The following is a 20,166-nucleotide window of genomic DNA, read 5'->3' on the forward strand; positions in this document are numbered from 1 at the left end:
TGCACGGCGACGCCACAGTACGGGCAGTGTTTCACCGGCCCGCAGAGTGTCCGGCCACAGGCGCTGCTGGCGCAGGTTGCGGGAAACTCGGCGGCTTTGACTGACGCTGACATAGGGTTCTCGTCTTCGCTTGGTTCAGAGCGGTGGCGGCATGGCTGGGCCGCCCAATGGCGGTGACCGCCCGCCGCCGGGGCGAACAGGTGCGCCAACTCCTGGATCTGCCCGGCGCTGAGCCAGGCGGCCATGCCTTCACGCCACAGCATGCTGTCGCGGGTCACTTGCCCGGTCTGCACGTATTGCTGCAACTGCGCCGAGGTGTAGGGGCCGTAATTGGTCCCGGCGACGTTCAGGTGATAGCTGTACTGCACCGCCGCTACCGGCGGTGGCAGCGCGCCGCCGGCGATCGGTGGCGGCGCGGCAAAGCCTGGGGCCGCAGGCGCTTGGCCGGCAAACGGCGCCGCCACCGGCTTGAGCAGGTTCTCCAGCCAGCCCTCGGCGAAAAACTCCTTGGCGACGCTGAGTTTTTCTTCGTGGTCGGCATGCACTTCATCGGCGTAGACGTCGGCCCGGGAGCCGATCACGCGCTGGCTGAAGCGCCCCAGGTAGCTTTCGGCCAACTTCACCAGTTCCTGGTCGCGGTCACCGGCCTGGCGCTTGAGGCGAGCCAGGTATTCTTTTTTCAGCAGCTCGGCAATCTTGTACGGGAAGGCCTGGAACGGTTCCGAAGCGCCTTGCTCGTCGATGCGTTTCTGCGCCTTGTAGGCACTGCGGCTCATGTCCTCGAACAGGGCGATCAGCGCCGCGATCTGTACCTCGTTGAGGCTCAGGGTGCGGTCACGCACCTGGGCTTCGATGTCGCTGCGGTGCACCGGCTTCAGGCCGCTTTGACGAATGGAGAATTCGTCGCCGATGGTGAAGTCTTCCTTGTCGATAAAGAACTCGTACAGGCCGTTGTCCAGGCGCTTGAGCACGCCCAGGGCAATCGCGTGCAGGTAGAGTTTGAAGTCCTCGGCGAACTGGCGGTACTGCTCCTGGGTGAACTGGATCGGCTGCACGAACTGGCTGATGCGCTTGTGCACATGCAGCGGGATCGCCGCGCTTTCCTTGCGGTAGCTGGCCAGGTAGGTCGACAGCGGGGTCAGCGCCGGCAGCGGGAAGCCGCTCAATTCGGTGAAGCAGATCAGTTTGCCGGGGATCCCCGACTCCACGAACTGGATATCGCCGGCGTTGATAGCCGTACCCTGTGGCAGGCATTGGCCGAGGGTCGCGCCGTATACGCGCTTGAACTCGGCATGGTCATGCACACCGATCAGGCAGGTGTAGAGTTTCTGCCCGATATCGAAACCGCCCGTGAGGTTCAGCGGCACCCACGGCATGGCCCGTTGCAGCAGCTGGCGGAATTTCTCGCGCTGCTCTTCCGGGTTCAGGGCCGCCAGGGCGCTCATCAGCGGGTCGATGCGCTGCGCGTTCTTCGGCAGTTGCTGCACGGATTTATTGCGCAGCTTGAGCAGCAGCTCTTCCTGGCCCTCTTCGGTCTGCAACTTGCCGAACAGCACTTTCGAGCCGCCGAAATCCTTGAACGCGTCCTTGGCCCACTCGCGCACATCCGCGCCATTGGCGGCCGGCTCTTCGTTGCCTTGCACCGGCGCCAGGGGAATCAGGGTGGCGTGTTTTTCCTTGATGCTGGCGTCGATCTTGGTGATGTCGGTGTCGATGCGCTTGAGCAGGCTGTCCACCGCGTTGCGGCCATCCTGCAGGCGGCCGACAAAGCCGTTCCAGATCGCGCGACCGTTCTGGTCCACCGATTCCTTGCGGCCCAGCCACTCGGAGATCTCGCGCAGCAGTTGCGCCGCTTCACGGGCGGCGACATGGCGCACGTAGAACAGCAGGCTTTCGCGCAGGGTGTCCTTGACCTGGACCAGCACGGTGTCGGCTTGCTTGTCCTTGCCGCTCAGGCGCGCCAGCAGGCCTGAGCCGGTGGTTTCCTTGAGGCGTTCGAACTCGCGGGCCAGCTCCGAGGACTCGAGTTTTTCCGACAGTTCCTTGAAGCGCGCGGCGTTCTTTTCCAGGGCCGGGATGATCCCGGTGCCTTCGTTTTCCAGGCGGTCCTTGAGCATTTCCACCAGCGCCAGGGTGTAATCCAGGCCGCCGCGCTCGTCATCATCCAGGCGTCGGAACAGCTTCTCGGGCAAGGCGTCTTCACGCACCAGTTCGGCGATGCGCTTCTTGCGGTTTTCCTTGATCCGCACTTCGTGGTTGCGCTCGGCGCTGTCCACCGAACTGCCCTTGGTGTCGCGCTCCAGCTGTTGCTGGATTTCCCGCACGTGGGTCAGCCACTGATCCTTGTCCGCCCCGCCGTTTTGCAGGCGTTCGAACAGGCTCTCGGTTTTCTGCTCGATCTGCGCGGTGATGCTGTTGTCGCCCTCGACCTGCAACAGGTCGTCGGCGATCTGGTAGTGGGTGAACTCGCCCGTGGCCAGGGTCAACTCGACGCGGGACAGGAAGTCCGGCAGCTCGGTGAAGGTCCGTGGGGTGACGTTCAGTTGCTCGCGCAGGAACTCGTCGCGTTCCTTGTCGGTCGGGCGATTGTCGTTGACCGCGTTATTGGCGTTGGCCACCCCGAAGAACGCCTTGAGCATCTGCTGCACCTGGCGATTGAGGCGAACGTGCTGGCGCGCGTCGACCTGGGTGTCGAGCACCGCCTGGCCCAGGGACGAGTACGAGCGCGGGAAGTGCAGCTTGGTGTCGCTGCCGTAGTCCTGGGGCAGGCTCACGCTGTAGGAGCGGATCTTGTGCTGGTTCTGGTTGACCGCGATCGAACGCTTCTTGTTGGCGAAATCCTGGGAGGTGAAGTCGGTGAACAGCGCATCCGAAAGCATCTCGTAGATGTCTTCCTGGTCGCTGGTCTTGGCCTGGGCGACGTTGCTGTTATCGATGATGTACACGTCGTCGTAGGGACGGTTGTCGATAAACAGGTTGTCGGTGGCGTCCCAGTGCTTGAGCAGCGGGTTGCCGCGCATGCAGGTCTCCAGCTCCATCAGCGCCGCATAGCCGTTGGCCTGGACGCGCTCGGCGTTGTACGAGCCGAAGCCGCCCGGCAGCACCAGGAACAGGTCGACCTTACCGGCGATGTTGTTTTCCTTGAGGATGGCCTTGGCCAGGAACCCCATGTCCAGGAACGAACCCGAACCGGTGCCGCCGGCCGCGGAGCCGGTGATCACCACGCGGATCTTGCCCGGGTCGATTTCCAGGCCGAGCTTTTTCAGCTTGTCGGCCTGGGCGCCGATGTTGCTCAGCAGGCGCCCGACCTTGCTGCGCAGCTTGTCGCGGATGCTCGGGTACTTGTCGAAGAAGTACAGCCGAGACAGGGCGCGGATCTGCCCGGCGCCCTTGGACGGATCGATGCCCAGGCTCTTGATCTTTTCCGGGGTCAGGGGGAACCACTCGGCCACTTCGCGATGGCGGTTGAGCTCATCGATGGAGTGCGTGTACTTGCTCAGGTTGAGCGGCTCAATGATCTTTTCTTCGGAGGTGAAGGCCACCTGCTCGGCCAGCACGTCGGTCTTGATCGACTTGCCGTCCTGGGTCACTTCACCCGAATCGAGGTCGAAGTTGACGAACTGCACCAGGGGGAAGTCGGAAATCTGCTGCACCTGGTTGTTGCCACCCCAAATGGCATTGAGGATGCGCCGGCGCAGGCGGATGTTGACCTTCATGCCGGTGCCGCCGAGGGCGATGAACAAGGTTGGGTGGATCTTTTCACTGACCTGCGGGGCTGCTGCCTGGCCGGAAGGTTGTGCACTCTCGTTCATCAGAAACTCCATGAGCCCGGGTGGGCTGGCCAAGTGAACTTGGCAATTGATCCGCTATTGGGGTGAGACAGGCCGGGTGCGCAGCGCACCCCGGCCATCAGGCAGCGATGACTCAGCGCTTGGCCGAGAAGGTCATCAGCCAGGCAACCAGGGAGATGGCCGCAACGCCGCCCAGCGGCGCCAGGTACAGCGGAGCCAGGAACTGGCCGGAGTTGATCACCGCCAGCACCGCCATGGTCGCGACCATCAGCAGGCCGAGGAACAGGAACCAGCCGGAGGCGTTGGCACGGCTCGGTGCCACGCGCTCACGTACGCGCCAGTTGGCGTAGGCGTTCTTGATCACGAAGAAGATGATCGCCAGGACCACCAGCACCGCTACCCCGATCAGGGCGTCGCGGCTGTCGACTTTTTTCGGACCCAGGTCCAGACCGATCGGCGATGGCACGCTCAAGGTGCTGGTGGTGGTGCTGGCCGGTGCTGCCGGTGCTTCGCTTTCAATCGGGGCTGGCAGTGTGCTGGTCTGGGCCATGTTCAACTTCCTTGGGGATTCTTGAGTGAGGGTTACTTGAGACGCACAGCAGTGTCGGGAGCCTTGTCCACGAGCTTGACCCCGAACAGGCCGCGCTTGATGGTCGCGACCTTGTTCTGCTGGGCGTCGTAGACGTTGGCACTGCTAAAGGGTTTGAGCGGATAGTGCTGGGCCACGCCCTCCACCATCACGGTCACGGCTTTCTTGCCGGCGATCATGCTTTTGCCCACCAGGGCCGCGATCAACAGCAGCAGGAACAGCCCGAACAGCAACAGCACCGGCCCCAGCGGGTAGCTGATGCGCAGCACGATCGGCAGTACGGTCGAAGAGGTGCTGGCTTCGCTGGACGGGATAAACACGTCCGGCAGCGCATCGCCAGGGAACAACTCGTTCATTTTCGCGATGAAGTCCTGGGAGATACGCAGTTGCTGCTCGCTCAGGCGCACCTCGATGGTCCCGGCGCGCTGGTAACCGCTGGACAGGATCACCTCGCTCGACCATTGGGACGGCAAGGGCGGCAGTTGCAGGCTGATCGCCGCCTCGCTGGAGCGCGCACCGGGTTCCAGGTCCGTCAGGCGGTCGAGGGAGATGCTCGATTGCAGGGCTTCGCCCGGCATGTCCAGGTTCATCTCGATCTTCGCGTCGTGGATCTGGTACGGGTTGAACTGGTTTTCGAACTTGCCCAGCAGCACCGCGGTTTTGGGCGAGCTGTCGACGTTGATATTGAGGATCAGGGTCTGCTGGTCCGGGGCCAGTTCGGCACTGACGTCCGGGGTGTCCTGCACGCCGGTGGGGATAAAGCGGACCGCCGACTGGGTCAGGGGCTTGAGCCGTACCCGGTTGTCCTTGAGCAGGGTCGCCAGGGCCGGCTGGGCCAGGACCTGCTCCAGGGCCTTGCCGGCGTTATCGCCGTAGGCCAGCGCATAAATCATCAGGCCGTTGGCCTGGTAGTTGGGGCCTGCCACCGGCATTTTCTGCGGGAATGCGGCGATCCGGGTGATGCTGGCTTCGTTGTGCAGCAGGTCATAGAACTCGCGGTTCTTGAGCGAGGTTTCGCTGCTGTTGTTGGGGCTGTTCTTGTTGTTGGTGAGGATCCAGACAATCCCTTCCCGGCCCTCGAGGCCGGTCTTGATGGCCGCCAGCAACGCTTCCTTGAAGTCGGTGTCGGCGTAGGCGCCACCGGCTTTGCGCACCAGGCTCAGCTGATTGACGCTGGCGGCGAGCTTGTCGTGGGTGCCGGGACCGCGGTAGGTCCACTCCGGCGACGGGTGCTGGGCATCGGCCTGGTTGAAGCCGCCGATCACCACTTCCGAATTGCCCGCCGCCGCAGCGGCCAGCTTGATCACCAGCGGTTTGAACGAAGACGCCGGGTCCAGATAGAAGGGTTCCATCCAGCCGGAGTTCTGCACCAGGAACACCTGGCGCATCGGCTCGGCGACAGCGCCCGCGCTGCCCAGGGCCAGAACCAGCAACAAGCCACGGCGTAGCATCAGGGTCAGGCGTTCCATCGGTAAAGCGCTCCGGAAGAATCGATATACAGCCACAACGCGTTATCGAAAAAGAACCACTGGGCATTCCAGGGGCGGCTGACATGGGCCATGAGCCCGAAACCGCGGCCACCGACCTGCTCGAGGCGGTACTGCGCATCCACCGGCTGTTCGCTTTTGAAGAAGTCGTCGAGGGTGCTGTTCTGCTCCACGCGCATCGAGAGCAGGAGCTTGTCGCTGCTGAACTCGATAAACGGGTACACCACCTCACGGGTGGTCGGGGTGATGCTTTCGTCGTGGCTGTCCCAGGGACGCTCCAGGCGAATGTTGTACTTGAAGCTCAGGTGTCCGGTGCCCAGGCGATAGCCCTTGATCGGCTTGGGCTGGTCGGTAGCCCCCGGGTCCAGTTGCAGATAACTCTGGCCCTCGGCGGTAAAGATCAGCTGCCACAGGCCGTAGCCGTCCTGGAACGGCGGCCCCTGCTCGGGCATGGCGGTGGCGCCGTTGGGCCACGGGTGCCACTGCGCCTGCAGGGCCTGGCCCTGGCGCATGCTCAGGTAACCGTGCTCGCCAATCCACAGCAGGCGGCGGGATGCGTGGTCGCGAATCGGCGCGGACAGGCGGGTCATCTGCGCGGCGTCGGCACCTTCTACCGGGTAGCGCTCCCAGCCATTGGCGCTGGGGCTGACCAGGCAGACGCTGCCGTCTTCCAGCACCAGGGGCAGGAAGGACTGCTCTTCCAGATCGCCGGGGCCGGCCAGCGCTCGGCCGTCGCGGCGCTGGCAGCGGTATTTGAGGTTCAGCGGGTCGACCTTGACCAGCACCGCGCCTTCATCGCCGGCCAACAGCAGGTGCTGGCCGTGTTCGGCCGGGCACAGGCTGACCGAGTTGGCCCAGTTCTCCAGGCGGTTGCGGCCGATCGGATGGCCTTCGGGGCGCAGTTCCAGCCACTTCTCGGAGCCGCGCTGCCAGAGAAACAGGCTGCCCTCACGGCCCAGGGCGAACAGCGCCTCACGGTGGCCGCCGAGGTTGGCGGCGAAGAAACTCAGGCCATTCTTGCGCGGCAGCTCAATGATCTGCTTGCTGTCGTTGAGATCGCGCTCGGCGGAGTTCTGCAGGCGTTCGAAGAGTTGTTTGACGGTCTGTTGCGCGCCGTCCAGGTGACAGGCGTCATTGACTACCCGCGATCCGCTGCCATCGCCATAGGGCGGCAGCCAGCGATTTTGCGCCTGGTAAGCGACGGCTTTGAGGGCCGCGCCGCTGTTCGGGCAGAACGCAAAAGATGATGGCAGATAGGTATCGGATTCAGTGAGTCGGGCGCCGACCAGGTAGTCGAGATCGACCAGGGTCGCTGGCGGTTTTACCCCGCCGACGCTGGAGAGCGAAAAGCCGCCTTCTGCCGTTTGTTGCCATTGCTGGTCGCCAAGTTGCCACTGGTACCCGCCGCGATTACCGACTATCTCCATATAATCCTGCTGATACCTGCGTAAAAGTCCGCGCCCGATCTCTCCGGCAAGCACTTCTGATAAGGGGGGTTACTGTCGTACGAGGCGCTCGATCGCCGTGAAAAACGCGGCGTAGAGCCATGGCATGGCACCATTTTTTCGATCGCGGAATAGTGGCATATTGATGGGTGTTGTCAACTATTCCATGGCGTCAAAAGTCCTGCTTATACCAAAGGATCAAGGCAGCTCCAGCCCCCCTGCTGCCTTGTGCAACGCCCTTAAATGTTCCCCCACCTGCTTCAGGTTGGCTTCGTTGGCGGCAATTTCGGCAGCCCGTGCAGGTTCGAGCAAGGCGCGGACTTCTTTATCCAGGTCGCCGGTCAGGGCTTGCAGGTGTTTCTGGCGCAGGCTGCTTTCCGCTTCCAGGCGCTGCCATTCGCTGGGCTGCGGCAGGCCGTAGCCGCTGCTGCCCAGCAACTCCGCCGGGCGGCTGAGGAAACCGCTGTTGGCGAGGATTTCCTGCAGGGTCTTGTTGGCGTTGTCCATGCCGCCGTTCTTCAGCTCCCGAGCGCCCAGGTAGCGTTGCTTGACCTCATCCTGGGCCAGCAGCAATTGCCGGCGAAAACTGGCCTGTTCCAGCAGCAGCAAGGCGGCGCTGGTGCGCAGGTCGGCCTGGGCGAACCATTGGCGACGTTCCTCGGCGCTGAGGGACAGCCAGTCTTCGACGCTGGTCTGCTTGATCGGCAGGTGTTTCTTGATGACCTCGAACATGGCCTGGTAGCGATCGCGAAACGAGTCGAAGCGATAGCCCAGGCGCAGGGCTTCACGGGGGTCGTCGAGCACGCTGGTGTCGGCCAGCCCCCTGCCCTTGAGCACCTCCAGCAGGCCATTGGGCACGATGCTGTCGAGGCCGATCAGTTGCGGGTTGTTGCTGCCGCTGCGCAGCAGCTTGAGGCTCTCCACCGCGCAGTTATTGGACAGGAAGTAATAGTTGCCGTCGTAGCTCCAGTGCATTTCAGCGGCGTGTTCCACCACCTGCTCGATCTCGTTGCGCGACAGGTTCAGTGGCACCGAGGCCAGGCTGCGCAGCTCGGTCTTGGTGTATTCGTCGATGACCTGGGCCAGGGGCAGGACAAACAGCCGCGACGGGTACTTGCCCACCAGGCCGTCCCAGCTCGACAGCTGCACGTCTCCGACAAAGGCCCGGTACGACAGCACCAGGTGCTGATCCAGGTCCAGCCGGCAATCGGGGCCACGCGGGCGGCCCGGGGCGCAGATCACCAGGCGCAGCATGCTGTGGCCCCAGCGGCTGACCCAGTTCTGGTTGGCTTCGGCCAGCAGGTAGTCGACCGCATACACGCGCTCGGGGTCGACCTGGCCCAGGGGCTGCTTGGCGAAGTCGTTGCCGGCATTGAGGAAGGCGAACGACTTGGCGCAGCTGTCCTTGGCCGGCGGTTCCCAGCCGAAGTGTTGCTGGTAATAGCGGTACAGCCCGGGGCGGCGGCAGGCGTAACTCGGATCGAGGAGGAAGTACTCCATGTTCACCGCGACGAACTCTTTGGGGTTGGTCGTCTCGTAGATGTCCGGGCTGCGCGCCACTTGCCGGTTGTGTTCCTCGCGCGCGCCACGGCGGCCGACGTATTGCGGCCAGCCGGCGAGGTCCAGCAGGCGCGGGTCATCGCTCAGGGTAAAACGGCGCTCGGTCTGGCCGCGGCACTCATCCCGCAGGCCGACCAGGCCGCTGTTGGCGTTCTGTCTGGCGCAGCGCTGGATCAGCGGGCGCTCTGCGGCGGACCACAGGCGCGAGCGGTCATAAATGTGGGTCAGTTCGTGGAGCACGGTGGCGAGCATTTCCCGGCGCACGGTGCCGTGTGGGCGATAGGTCTTCTGGGTCGCGGCCGAGCCGTCGGTGAGGCTGGCGAGCAGGTTGCGATTGAGGTCCAGTTCGGACACCAGGGACGCCTGGCCGTAGGCATTTTTGGGCATCTTGTCGGTCCAGCCGACATCGATCCGCCGATCCAGTTGCTGGATGAAACGCGGCGGCAGGGCCTGCATCGCTTCATCCAGCAGCGCCTGGCTGGCCTGCTGTTGCGCCGGGCTCAAGCCGTCGGTCTTGAGGCGCAGTTGCAGGTCGGCCTGGGCCGTGCCGCACAGCAGCGACAGGGCCCCGGCCAATAGCCAGGCGACTGATGGCCTCACAGTGCGAGGATAGCTTCGGCGAGTACCTGGTCACTGGCGTCGCGAGCTTGCGGTACGCGGGTGCGCAAGGTGTCGAAGGCGGCTTCCAGTTGGGCGCCACGAATTTCGCCGTTGCTGGCGACGAAGCTGGCGGCATCGTCGTGGGCTTCGCGCACGACTTTCGAATCGCGGATGGAGGTGGTGGTGTCCGAGGTGAAATCGATCGTGCGGCCAAAGGCGCGGACGATGATGTTACTGGTGGCCACCAGGGTGTGTGCCTGGGCCACATCGGCCAACAACAACAGGCCTAGGGTGGCGGCAATCAGCGGGCTGCGCATGGAACGACTCCGGAATAACAGGGGATGATTATTGGACGAGAATTGCTTGCGCCAGTTCAAGGTCGCTTGCATGAAGTTTTGGCTGGCTGCGCCGCAGGTATTCCAGGGCCGATTCCAGCTGTGCGCCTCGCATGACGCCATCGCTGGCCACGAAGGCCGCGGCGTCATCCTGGGCTGCGAGTATCAGTTTTCTGTCGAAGGGGGCACTGGTCACCTTGCTGGTGGCGTAACCGGTGACGACCAGGCCTTCGGTGGTCAGGTCAAAAGCCTGAGCCGAGCCCATTCCACAGACCATGGATAACAGCAACACACTAAGCGGTATTCGCAACAAAACCAGACTCTCGACAGCTGAAAAAAAACAGCGCCAAGGCTAGCGCAATGCCCGGGCGAGGGCCAGCGCCGGGGATTCCGGGTGCGCGAGGCAGAGCCGGAATCGGGCTGCAATCAGATCGCCAGAATGGCCTGGGCCAATTGTGCGTCGCTGACGTCCAGCTGCGGAACCTGTTGGCGGATGTGCTCGAACGCGCTTTCCAGTTTCACCCCGCGAATGGCGCCGTCGGTGGCGACGAAGCTGGCGGCGTCGTCCCGGGCCGAGCGCACGATCTTGTTGTCGCGCAGCGACGAGGTGGCATCGGACGTGGCGTCGGTGGTGGCCTTGAGTGCGCCGACAATTGCATCAGTGGTCACGATAAGGCTGGTGGCGTGCGCGTTGGCAGCCACGGCCAGCAAGGCAGCAGCGCTGAGCAGGCGAAGACGGATCATGGATGAAGCTCCTGTAAATAGCAGATAAGGGGGCGCTGAGTGGGCACCGGACAGCCTGGGTGGAAGTGTTCAGATAAATCAGACGAGCCTTCAGGATTGCTCGCCACATAATCCAGGGATATTAGGCCTGTGCCATGGCTTCGAACAGCCTGCCCCGTACCTTTCAGGCCAGTGGGTGACGGGAGGATAGGGACTTGCGTGGCCTCAAGCTCGGGGTTTGCAGCGTGCTGATGTTCAGCACGGCGCCACCGATACAGATCACAATTTCTTAAAACTGTATTGGTTCAATATATTTAATATTAAAACTGTACCTGCCTGATGCAAATCGCCTTCGCACACTGAAATGAGCGCCCTGAAACGACAAAACCCGTCGCGGTTGCCCGCGACGGGTTCTGTTTTCTTAATCTGGGGTGCTGGCGGTGGACCCGGTGGGTCAGGGCCAGCGACGCTAACTTAGCGCCAGAACGGCTTGCTCAGCTCTTCGTAGCGTTGTGCTTCGCTGATACCGGCGTCAGCCAGCAAACGCGAATCCAGACGAGCCAGTTGATGGCGGCTGGAGATGCGGCGCTGCCACAGCATCAGGTTGGCGATAACGCGCAGAGGCATGGAAGCCTGGGATTTTGCAGCTTTCTCTTCGAAGAACAGTTCGGAACTGATTGTACGTTCCATGGTTGACATCCTTCCGCTTGTGGCGGGATCAGGTAGTGGTTTAACTGATGCCAATGATCCTCTTCTGACGCAAGACTCTGTAGATACAGTTCACCTGTATTGTGAGGGACCAGTTAACTGTTTATAGGGGCTGTACTGCTCGGAAATGAGGCAACTGTACCTATGCGCACCTATTTAGTGCGTTTTGTAAGATTTGTTGAGATTGGAGGGGGTTTTAGGCGGGAAAATCACCGGTACAGTAGTACAGTTTTTACCGGTTCTATTTGGGCGGCTGGCCAGCTGACGAAACTGTGTTTGCGTCAGCGGCCAACTGTTGCATTTACTTCACCAGCATCTGCCCGTGTTCTTCCAGGTTGATGTGCCAGCTCAGTGCATCACGCAGGATATGCGGGGTGTGTCCGCCCAGTGCGCAGGCGGCGGTGTAGTAGTCATTCAGGGCGTCGCGGTAGGACGGGTGCACACAGTTGTCGATGATCACCCGGGCGCGTTCCCGCGGTGCCAGGCCGCGCAGGTCGGCCAGGCCGATCTCGGTGACCAGGATGTCGACGTCATGTTCGGTGTGGTCGACGTGGCTGACCATCGGCACCACGCTGGAAATCGCCCCGCCCTTGGCAATCGACTTGGTGACGAACACCGACAGGTGCGCGTTGCGGGCAAAGTCCCCGGACCCGCCGATGCCGTTCATCATCCGCGTGCCGCAGACGTGGGTGGAGTTGACGTTGCCGTAGATGTCGAACTCCAGTGCGGTGTTGACCGCGATGATGCCCAGGCGCCGCACCACCTCCGGGTGGTTGGAGATCTCCTGCGGGCGCAGCACCAGTTTGTCCTTGTAGCGCTCCAGGTTGCCGAACACGTCGGCGTTGCGCCGGCTCGACAGAGTGATCGAGCTGCCCGAGGCGAAGCTCAGCTTGCCGGCATCGATCAGGTCGAAGGTCGAGTCCTGCAGCACTTCGGAGTACATGGTCAGGTCTTCGAACGGCGAGTCGATCAGGCCGCACATCACCGCGTTGGCGATGTTGCCGATGCCGGCCTGCAGCGGACCGAGTTTGTTGGTCATGCGCCCGGCGTCCACTTCCTGCTTGAGGAAGTTGATCAAGTGGTAGGCGATGCCCTGGGTCTCGCTGTCCGGGGCCAGCACCGTAGAAGCCGAGTCGGGTTGGTTGGTGATGACGATGGCGGCGATTTTTTCCGGTGGAATCGGAATTGCGGTGCTGCCGATGCGGTCGTCGACCTTGGTCAGCGGGATCGGCGTGCGGGTCGGCCGGTAGGTCGGGATATAGATGTCGTGCAGGCCTTCCAGGTTCGGGTTGTGCGCCAGGTTGATCTCGACGATCACCTGCTTGGCGAAAATCGCGAAGCTGGCGGAGTTGCCCACCGAGGTGGTCGGCACGATATGCCCGTGTTCGGTGATCGCCACGGCTTCGATCACGGCGATGTCCGGCAGCTTGAGCTGCTGGTTGCGCAGCTGCTCCACGGTCTCCGACAGATGCTGGTCGATAAACATGACTTCGCCGGCGTTGATCGCCTTGCGCAGGGTGCTGTCGACCTGGAACGGCATGCGCCGCGCCAGCACGCCAGCTTCGGTGAGCTGCTTGTCGAGGTCGTTGCCCAGGCTGGCGCCGGTCATCAGGGTAATTTTCAGCGGGGTCACTTTGGCACGCTCGGCCAGCGCGTGGGGCACGGCCTTGGCTTCGCCGGCGCGGGTGAAGCCGCTCATGCCGACGGTCATGCCGTCCTGAATCAGAGCGGCAGCGTCGGCGGCGCTCATCACCTTATCCAACAACGAAGGCAAGCGGATACGATCACGGTACATGGATTGTTATCTCGGGCAACGGAAGCAAGATGCGCAGTCTAGTGATTTCAAACAAATTCGGCGCGCTACCATGGTCGAATGCAGCGCCGCGATTTAGAGCCTTTTGTCGGGTTTGTGCAGCCAATAAAAAACCCCAGCCTACTAAAGGCTGAGGTTTGGGGTATTGCCTTGGCGCAGGTTTTACTCGACAGCCTTGACCATGTCTTCAATGACCTTCTTCGCGTCGCCGAAGACCATCATGGTTTTGTCGAGGTAAAACAGTTCGTTGTCCAGGCCGGCATAACCGCTGGCCATGGAGCGCTTGTTGACAATGATGGTCTTGGCCTTGAACGCTTCCAGAATCGGCATGCCGGCAATCGGCGATTTCGGATCGTTCTTGGCCGCCGGGTTGACCACGTCGTTGGCGCCCAGGACCAGCACCACGTCGGCCTGGCCGAACTCGGAGTTGATGTCTTCCATCTCGAACACCTGGTCGTAAGGCACTTCGGCCTCGGCCAGCAGCACGTTCATATGACCGGGCATGCGCCCCGCCACCGGGTGGATCGCGTACTTCACGGTCACGCCGCGGTGGGTCAGCTTCTCGGTCAACTCCTTCAGCGCATGCTGCGCCCGGGCCACCGCCAGGCCGTAGCCGGGAACGATGATCACGGTGTCGGCGTTGGTCAGGAGGAAGGTCGCATCGTCAGCCGAACCCGATTTCACCGGGCGCGCTTCTTTCGAGCCGGCAGGTCCGGCGGCATCCGCAGTGTTGCCGAAGCCGCCGAGCAGCACATTAAAGAAGGAACGGTTCATCGCCTTGCACATGATGTACGAGAGGATCGCGCCGCTGGAGCCCACCAGGGAGCCGGCGATGATCAGCATCGAGTTGTTCAGCGAGAAACCGATGCCCGCCGCTGCCCAGCCGGAGTAGCTGTTGAGCATCGACACCACCACCGGCATGTCGGCGCCGCCGATGGGGATGATGATCAGCACGCCCAGCACAAACGCCAGGGCCAGCATCAGGGCAAAGGCGCTGAGGTTGCCGGTGAACATAAAAAACAGGCCCAGGCCGAGGGTGGCCAGGCCCAGCACCAGGTTCAGCTTGTGCTGGCCGCCGAACTGTACCGGTGCGCCCTGGAACAGGCGGAACTTGTACTTGCCCGACAGCTTGCCGAAGGCGATCACCGAACCGGAGAAGGTGATGGCACCGATGGCCGCGCCGAGGAACAGCTCCAGGCGGTTACCGGCAGGGATCGCATCCCCCAGCTGTTTGACGATGCCCAGGGATTGCGGCTCGACCACGGCGGCGATGGCGATAAACACCGCTGCCAGGCCGATCATGCTGTGCATGAAGGCCACCAGCTCCGGCATCTTGGTCATCTCGACGCGCTTGGCCATGATCGAACCGGCGCTGCCGCCGATCAGCAGGCCGACAATCACATAACCGATGCCCGCGGTGGCCAGCTCAGCGCCCAGCTTATAGATGAGGCCAACGGTGGTGAGCACCGCCAGCGCCATGCCGAGCATGCCGAACAGGTTGCCGCGCCGCGAAGTGGTCGGGTGCGACAGGCCCTTGAGGGCCTGGATAAAGCAGATCGACGCGATCAGGTAGAGCGTCGTTACCAGGTTCATGCTCATTACTTGGGCGCCTCTTCTTTTACTTTCGGGGCTTTCTTCTTGAACATCTCAAGCATGCGGCGCGTCACCAGGAAGCCGCCGAACACATTGACCGCCGCCAGGGCCACGGCCAGGGTACCCATGGTCTTGCCCAGTGGGGTCACGGTCAGAGCCGCAGCCAGCATGGCGCCGACGATCACGATCGCGGAAATGGCGTTGGTCACCGCCATCAAGGGGGTGTGCAGCGCGGGTGTGACGTTCCAGACCACGTGATAACCGACATAAATCGCCAGCACGAAGATGATCAGGTTGTAGATACCGGGGGAGATAAGCTCTTCCATCGTCTGAATCCCTGCTTAGGCGTTTTTACGGATGACTTGGCCGTCGCGGCACATCAGGCACGCGGCGACGATGTCGTCTTCGAGGTTGACGTCGAACTGCCCTTCTTTGGTGAAGACCAGCTTCAGGAAGTCCAGCAGGTTGCGCGCATACAGCGCCGAGGCGTCTGCGGCGACAGCGCCGGCCAGGTTGGTCGGGCCGCAGATGGTCACGCCATGCTCGACCACTACCTGGTCGGCCACAGTCAGCGGGCAGTTGCCGCCCTGGGCTGCGGCGAGGTCGATGACCACCGAACCGGGCTTCATCTGCGCGACGGTCTCGGCGCTCAGCAGGGTCGGAGCCTTGCGGCCCGGAATCAGCGCGGTGGTGATGACGATATCGGCCTGCTTGGCGCGCTCGTGCACCGCCAGGGCCTGGCGCTGCATCCAGCTGCTCGGCATGGGGCGGGCGTAACCGCCGACACCGACCGCGCATTCACGTTCTTCATCGGTCTCGTAGGGCACGTCGACGAACTTGGCGCCCAGGGATTCGATCTGTTCCTTCACCGCCGGACGCACGTCTGAAGCCTCGATCACCGCACCCAGGCGCTTGGCCGTGGCAATGGCCTGCAGGCCAGCCACGCCGGCGCCGAGAATCAGCACGCGGGCGGCTTTCACCGTACCGGCGGCGGTCATCAGCATCGGCATGAAGCGCGGGTAATGATGGGCTGCCAGCAGCACCGCCTTGTAACCGGCGATGTTGGCCTGGGACGACAGCACATCCAGGCTTTGGGCCCGAGAGGTCCGGGGCGCGGCTTCCAGGGCGAACGCGGTGATGCCGTGCTCGGCCAGTTTGGCAATGGTTTCATTGCTGAACGGGTTGAGCATGCCCACCAGCACGGTGCCGCTCTTGATCAGGGTCAGCTCGCTGTCGCTAGGGGCTACGACCTTGAGAATCAGCTCTGCACCAAAGGCGTCACTGGCGCTGCCAATGCTTGCGCCGGCCGCTTCATAGGCGCTGTCGACAACGCTGGCATTAATGCCGGCGCCGCTTTGCACAGTGACCTTATGACCCTGGCCGATCAGCTTCTTGATGGTTTCCGGGGTTGCAGCAACCCGTGTTTCACCCGTTTGGGTTTCGAGAGGAACACCAATGTGCACGTCAAATCTCCTGCTTGATCTTATTGCTTTCGATCTTTCTTAGAAGGCCAGCGCACTGCGGAAGGTGCGACTGGGGCGGCCGATCAGCACGATCCCACCGAAATCACGGCGGGGCGCGGCATTTTGCAGGCGAACTTTGCACCCTTCAAGGGATTCTGGTGCGTGACGGAAAATTAACTACAAGTCACCCCGTGACCGAATGTCGCATTGGTACGGCTAGATCCCTTACAGGCCGTGCCTTTCAAGGATTTCTCCGAGAAAACGATATTTTTTCTATCGGTGGTGTGAATGCTCGGTTATCGCTATGAATTAAACCCTACAAGCCACGTGGTTAGCCGCTTGTAGGACGATTGTTCAGCTTGTCGGTACAGTCTGTCTAAATGCGACAAATAGTTATATCTGTAGTGCTTTAAATAAGCTGACTACGGGGTCAGCTTGCAGCCCTTCCCCTTTATTCTTCGAGGCTGTAGCTGTGTGCCTGATGGATCAGCCAGTCGCGAAAAGCCCGTAAAGATGCCGATTCAACCTTGCGCTCGGGAATCATCAGGTAATAAGCCTTGATGCTCGAGAGGCGCTGAGGGTTGGCAATCACCAGGCGTTTCTCGGCAAGTTCACGCTGAATAAGGAAAGGCGGAATCAGGGCGATACCCATGTCATGCATGGCGGCCTGGGCGAGCATGGAGAATAGCTCGTAACGCGGGCCCGTCATGTCGCGAGGGATATTCATGTGCTGGGCGTTGAACCATTGCCGCCATGCATAAGGCCGCGTGGTTTGCTGCAGCAGGGGCAGATCGGCGATCTGGGCGGCGCTTAACTGCTCCTGGTTGCCGAGCATGGCCGGGCTGCACACCGGAAGCGGGCTCTCGCCCATCAAGCGGTGGGACTGAGTGCCGGACCAGTCGGCGTCGCCAAAGTAGATGGCGCCGTCGAAGTCGGTGTCGGCGAACAGAAAGGGACGCGTGCGGTTGGTCAGGTTGACCGTGACTTCCGGGTGCTGCTGCTGGAAGTCCTTGAGGCGTGGCAGCAGCCATTGGGTGCCGAAGGTGGGCACCACGGCCAGTTCGATCACATTGGCGCCCTGCTGGCCCATGACCGACAACGTATCGCGTTCAACGGCATCCAATTGGGTCGCCACCCGGCGGCTGTAGGAAAGCCCGGCCTCGGTCAGCTTGACCCCACGCCGTGAGCGCCGGAACAACTCGACACTGAGGAACTCTTCCAGGCTGGCGATCTGCCTGCAAATCGCGCCCTGGGTCAGCGACAGCTCCTGGGCGGCCTTGGTGAAGCTCTCGTGGCGGGCGGCTGCCTCGAAGCTGACCAGGGCGACGGTGCTGGGGATCTTTCTTCGCATGTACAGCTACCTCACTCAATACAACCTGCTGATGGCGTTTATGGCGATTACGGAGTGAGAAATTAGCACAACAGTATGCGCAATCCTCGTTTGCCGTTCAGGGCAACCCGGCCTAGGATCAGCCCACGATAGTTGACCTACTTCACGAGGACTCACTCATGGGCGGCAAAGCAAGCTTCAACTGGATCGATCCCCTTCTGCTGGATCAACAGCTCACTGAAGAAGAGCGCATGGTGCGCGACAGTGCCGAGCAGTTCGCTCAGGGCAAGCTGGCGCCGCGTGTGCTTGAAGCTTTCCGCCATGAAAAGACCGACCCGGCGATCTTCCGCGAAATGGGCGAGATCGGCCTGCTGGGTGCGACCATCCCTGAGCAATACGGTGGCAGCGGCCTGAACTACGTGTGCTACGGCCTGATCGCCCGTGAAGTCGAGCGTGTGGATTCGGGCTACCGCTCGATGATGAGTGTGCAGTCCTCGCTGGTGATGGTGCCGATCAACGAGTTCGGCACCGAGGCGCAAAAACAGAAGTACCTGCCGAAACTGGCTTCCGGCGAGTGGATCGGCTGCTTTGGCCTGACCGAGCCAAACCATGGCTCCGACCCGGGTGCGATGATCACTCGCGCGCGCAAGGTCGACGGCGGCTACAGCCTGACCGGCAGCAAGATGTGGATCACCAACAGCCCGATTGCCGATGTGTTTGTGGTCTGGGCCAAGGATGATGCCGGCGACATTCGTGGCTTCGTTCTGGAAAAAGGCTGGAAAGGCCTGAGCGCTCCGGCGATTCACGGCAAGGTGGGGCTGCGTGCATCCATCACCGGCGAAATCGTCATGGACAACGTATTTGTGCCGGAAGAGAACATCTTCCCCGATGTGCGTGGCCTGAAAGGCCCATTCACCTGCCTCAACTCGGCGCGCTACGGCATCTCCTGGGGTGCCCTGGGGGCGGCGGAGTTCTGCTGGCACACCGCTCGCCAGTACACCCTGGATCGCCATCAGTTCGGTCGCCCATTGGCTGCCACCCAACTGATCCAGAAAAAACTCGCTGACATGCAGACCGAAATCACCCTGGCCCTGCAAGGCTGCCTGCGTCTGGGGCGGATGAAGGATGAAGGCACGGCGGCGGTAGAGATCACCTCGATCATGAAGCGCAATTCCTGCGGCAAGTCCCTGGACATCGCCCGTATGGCGCGTGACATGCTCGGCGGCAACGGCATTTCGGATGAATTCGGTGTTGCGCGGCACCTGGTCAACCTTGAGGTGGTGAACACCTATGAAGGGACCCATGACGTCCATGCACTGATCCTGGGTCGTGCGCAGACTGGCCTCCAGGCGTTCTATTAATAGGAGAGCGACCATGGGCGCGTTATCGCATCTGCGGGTACTGGACTTATCGCGTGTGTTGGCCGGGCCCTGGGCCGGGCAGATACTCGCCGACCTTGGCGCCGAAGTGATCAAGGTCGAGCGCCCGGGCAATGGTGACGATACCCGCGCCTGGGGGCCGCCCTTTCTCAAGGATGCCTACGGCGAGAACACCAGTGAGGCCGCCTACTACCTGTCGGCCAATCGCAACAAGCAATCGGTGACTATCGACTTCACCCAGCCGGAAGGTCAGCGTCTGGTACGTGAGCTGGCGGCCAAGTCCGACATCCTGATCGAGAACTTCAAGGTCGGTGGCCTGGCGGCTTATGGTTTGGACTATGAATCGCTCAAGGCGCTGAACCCGCAGTTGATCTATTGCTCGATCACCGGCTTTGGCCAGACCGGGCCTTATGCCAAGCGCGCGGGTTACGACTTCATGATCCAGGGGCTGGGTGGCTTGATGAGCCTGACCGGCCGCCCCGAGGGGGATGAAGGGGCCGGGCCGGTCAAGGTGGGTGTGGCCCTGACCGATATCCTTACCGGGTTGTACTCGACGGTGGCGATCCTGGCGGCGTTGGCCCATAGGGATCATGACGGTGGTGGGCAGCATATCGATATGGCGCTGCTCGATGTGCAGGTGGCCTGCCTGGCCAACCAGGCCATGAACTACCTGACCACGGGGGTTGCCCCCAAGCGCCTGGGCAATGCTCATCCGAATATCGTGCCCTACCAGGATTTCCCTACGGCCGATGGCGACTTCATCCTTACCGTGGGCAATGACGGGCAGTTCCGCAAGTTTGCCGAAGTGGCTGGGCAGCCGCAGTGGGCGGACGACCCGCGGTTTGCCACCAATAAGCTGCGGGTGGCCAACCGTGCGCTGCTGATCCCGCTGATCCGCCAGGCAACGGTCTTCAAGACCACTGCCGAGTGGGTGCTGCAGTTGGAGCAGGCAGGCGTGCCTTGCGGGCCTATCAATGATCTGGCCCAGGTGTTTGCTGATCCCCAGGTGCAGGCGCGCGGTTTGGCGATCGAGCTGCCTCACGCGCTGGCTGGCATGGTGCCGCAGGTGGCGAGCCCTATTCGGCTCTCTGAAACCCCGGTCGAGTACCGCAATGCCCCTCCTCTATTGGGTGAGCATACGCAGCAGGTGTTGCAGCGTGTGCTGGGGCTTGAGGCCGAAGCTGTCAGTGCGTTGCGGCAGGCTGGAGTGCTGTAAGTTTCTTCTTCTATATAGAGGGGCGCTTGCGCCCTTCTATATAGAAGGGAAAAGCACCCTGTTTTGGGTGTTTTTGAGCTTATTCATAGAAAGTGCAAATTAAGGGTTGACGGCAGATTCTGGAAGTCTATAAT

Annotated in this window: 16 protein-coding genes; 2 read left to right on the forward strand and 14 right to left on the reverse strand. The window is 62.0% G+C overall.

Translation table 11 applies throughout. The features are described 5' to 3' along the window. The 14 genes from CF161_RS08850 to CF161_RS08915 form a co-directional block, all read right to left on the reverse strand. A partial coding sequence (locus tag CF161_RS08850) for a tubulin-like doman-containing protein (RefSeq protein ID WP_020296234.1) occupies positions 1-3,812 on the reverse strand: 3,812 nt, incomplete at its 3' end. A gap of 112 nt (positions 3,813-3,924) precedes the next feature. Then, complete coding sequence (locus CF161_RS08855) at positions 3,925-4,341, reverse strand: hypothetical protein (protein WP_020296235.1); 417 nt, start codon at positions 4,339-4,341, stop codon at positions 3,925-3,927. 32 nt (positions 4,342-4,373) lie between these two features. After that, positions 4,374-5,849, reverse strand: a complete 1,476-nt coding sequence (locus CF161_RS08860) for a hypothetical protein (protein WP_020296236.1) — start codon at positions 5,847-5,849, stop codon at positions 4,374-4,376. Then, positions 5,837-7,294 (reverse strand): hypothetical protein, encoded by a 1,458-nt coding sequence (locus tag CF161_RS08865; RefSeq protein ID WP_020296237.1) that lies wholly within the window; start codon positions 7,292-7,294, stop codon positions 5,837-5,839. The genes CF161_RS08860 and CF161_RS08865 overlap by 13 nt, the downstream gene beginning before the upstream one ends. 216 nt (positions 7,295-7,510) lie before the next feature. Then, complete coding sequence (locus CF161_RS08870) at positions 7,511-9,472, reverse strand: DUF4105 domain-containing protein (protein WP_020296238.1); 1,962 nt, start codon at positions 9,470-9,472, stop codon at positions 7,511-7,513. Continuing rightward, positions 9,469-9,789, reverse strand: a complete 321-nt coding sequence (locus CF161_RS08875) for a DUF2388 domain-containing protein (RefSeq protein ID WP_020296239.1) — start codon at positions 9,787-9,789, stop codon at positions 9,469-9,471. Before CF161_RS08875 ends, CF161_RS08870 begins: the two co-directional genes overlap by 4 nt. Positions 9,790-9,817: 28 nt before the next feature. Beyond that, positions 9,818-10,111 carry a DUF2388 domain-containing protein gene (locus CF161_RS08880; RefSeq protein WP_371106520.1) on the reverse strand — a complete coding sequence of 98 codons (294 nt, stop codon included), beginning with the start codon at positions 10,109-10,111 and terminating at the stop codon, positions 9,818-9,820. A gap of 122 nt (positions 10,112-10,233) precedes the next feature. Further along, complete coding sequence (locus tag CF161_RS08885; protein ID WP_020296241.1) at positions 10,234-10,551, reverse strand: DUF2388 domain-containing protein; 318 nt, start codon at positions 10,549-10,551, stop codon at positions 10,234-10,236. 453 nt (positions 10,552-11,004) lie between these two features. Beyond that, positions 11,005-11,220, reverse strand: coding sequence for a DUF1127 domain-containing protein (locus CF161_RS08890; RefSeq protein ID WP_020296242.1), 216 nt, complete (start codon positions 11,218-11,220; stop codon positions 11,005-11,007). Between the two features lie 319 nt (positions 11,221-11,539). Continuing rightward, positions 11,540-13,033, reverse strand: a complete 1,494-nt coding sequence (locus CF161_RS08895) for an acetyl-CoA hydrolase/transferase family protein (protein WP_020296243.1) — start codon at positions 13,031-13,033, stop codon at positions 11,540-11,542. Positions 13,034-13,213: 180 nt separating this feature from the next. Beyond that, positions 13,214-14,650: an NAD(P)(+) transhydrogenase (Re/Si-specific) subunit beta gene (locus CF161_RS08900; protein ID WP_020296244.1), complete on the reverse strand. Its 1,437-nt coding sequence runs from the start codon at positions 14,648-14,650 to the stop codon at positions 13,214-13,216. Next, positions 14,650-14,970, reverse strand: a complete 321-nt coding sequence (locus CF161_RS08905; protein ID WP_003187417.1) for an NAD(P) transhydrogenase subunit alpha — start codon at positions 14,968-14,970, stop codon at positions 14,650-14,652. The genes CF161_RS08900 and CF161_RS08905 overlap by 1 nt, the downstream gene beginning before the upstream one ends. Before the next feature lie 15 nt (positions 14,971-14,985). Then, a complete protein-coding gene (locus CF161_RS08910) occupies positions 14,986-16,107 on the reverse strand; it encodes a Re/Si-specific NAD(P)(+) transhydrogenase subunit alpha (RefSeq protein WP_020296245.1) in 1,122 nt (373 codons plus the stop codon). A gap of 451 nt (positions 16,108-16,558) precedes the next feature. Further along, the gene (locus CF161_RS08915) at positions 16,559-17,458 is read right to left on the reverse strand and encodes a LysR family transcriptional regulator (RefSeq protein WP_020296246.1); all 900 of its coding nucleotides are present in this window, start codon (positions 17,456-17,458) and stop codon (positions 16,559-16,561) included. A gap of 158 nt (positions 17,459-17,616) precedes the next feature. On the opposite strand from CF161_RS08915, the gene CF161_RS08920 reads away from it, so the two are divergent. Both CF161_RS08920 and CF161_RS08925 read left to right on the forward strand, forming a co-directional pair. Then, on the forward strand, positions 17,617-18,798 hold the full coding sequence (locus CF161_RS08920) for an acyl-CoA dehydrogenase (protein WP_020296247.1): 1,182 nt from the start codon (positions 17,617-17,619) through the stop codon (positions 18,796-18,798). Between the two features lie 13 nt (positions 18,799-18,811). After that, the gene (locus tag CF161_RS08925) at positions 18,812-20,032 is read left to right on the forward strand and encodes a CaiB/BaiF CoA-transferase family protein (RefSeq protein ID WP_020296248.1); all 1,221 of its coding nucleotides are present in this window, start codon (positions 18,812-18,814) and stop codon (positions 20,030-20,032) included. Positions 20,033-20,166 lie beyond the last annotated feature (134 nt).

Origin of the sequence: Pseudomonas sp. CF161 (genome assembly GCF_000416215.1) — a bacterium.
In the GTDB taxonomy this organism is placed as follows: domain Bacteria; phylum Pseudomonadota; class Gammaproteobacteria; order Pseudomonadales; family Pseudomonadaceae; genus Aquipseudomonas.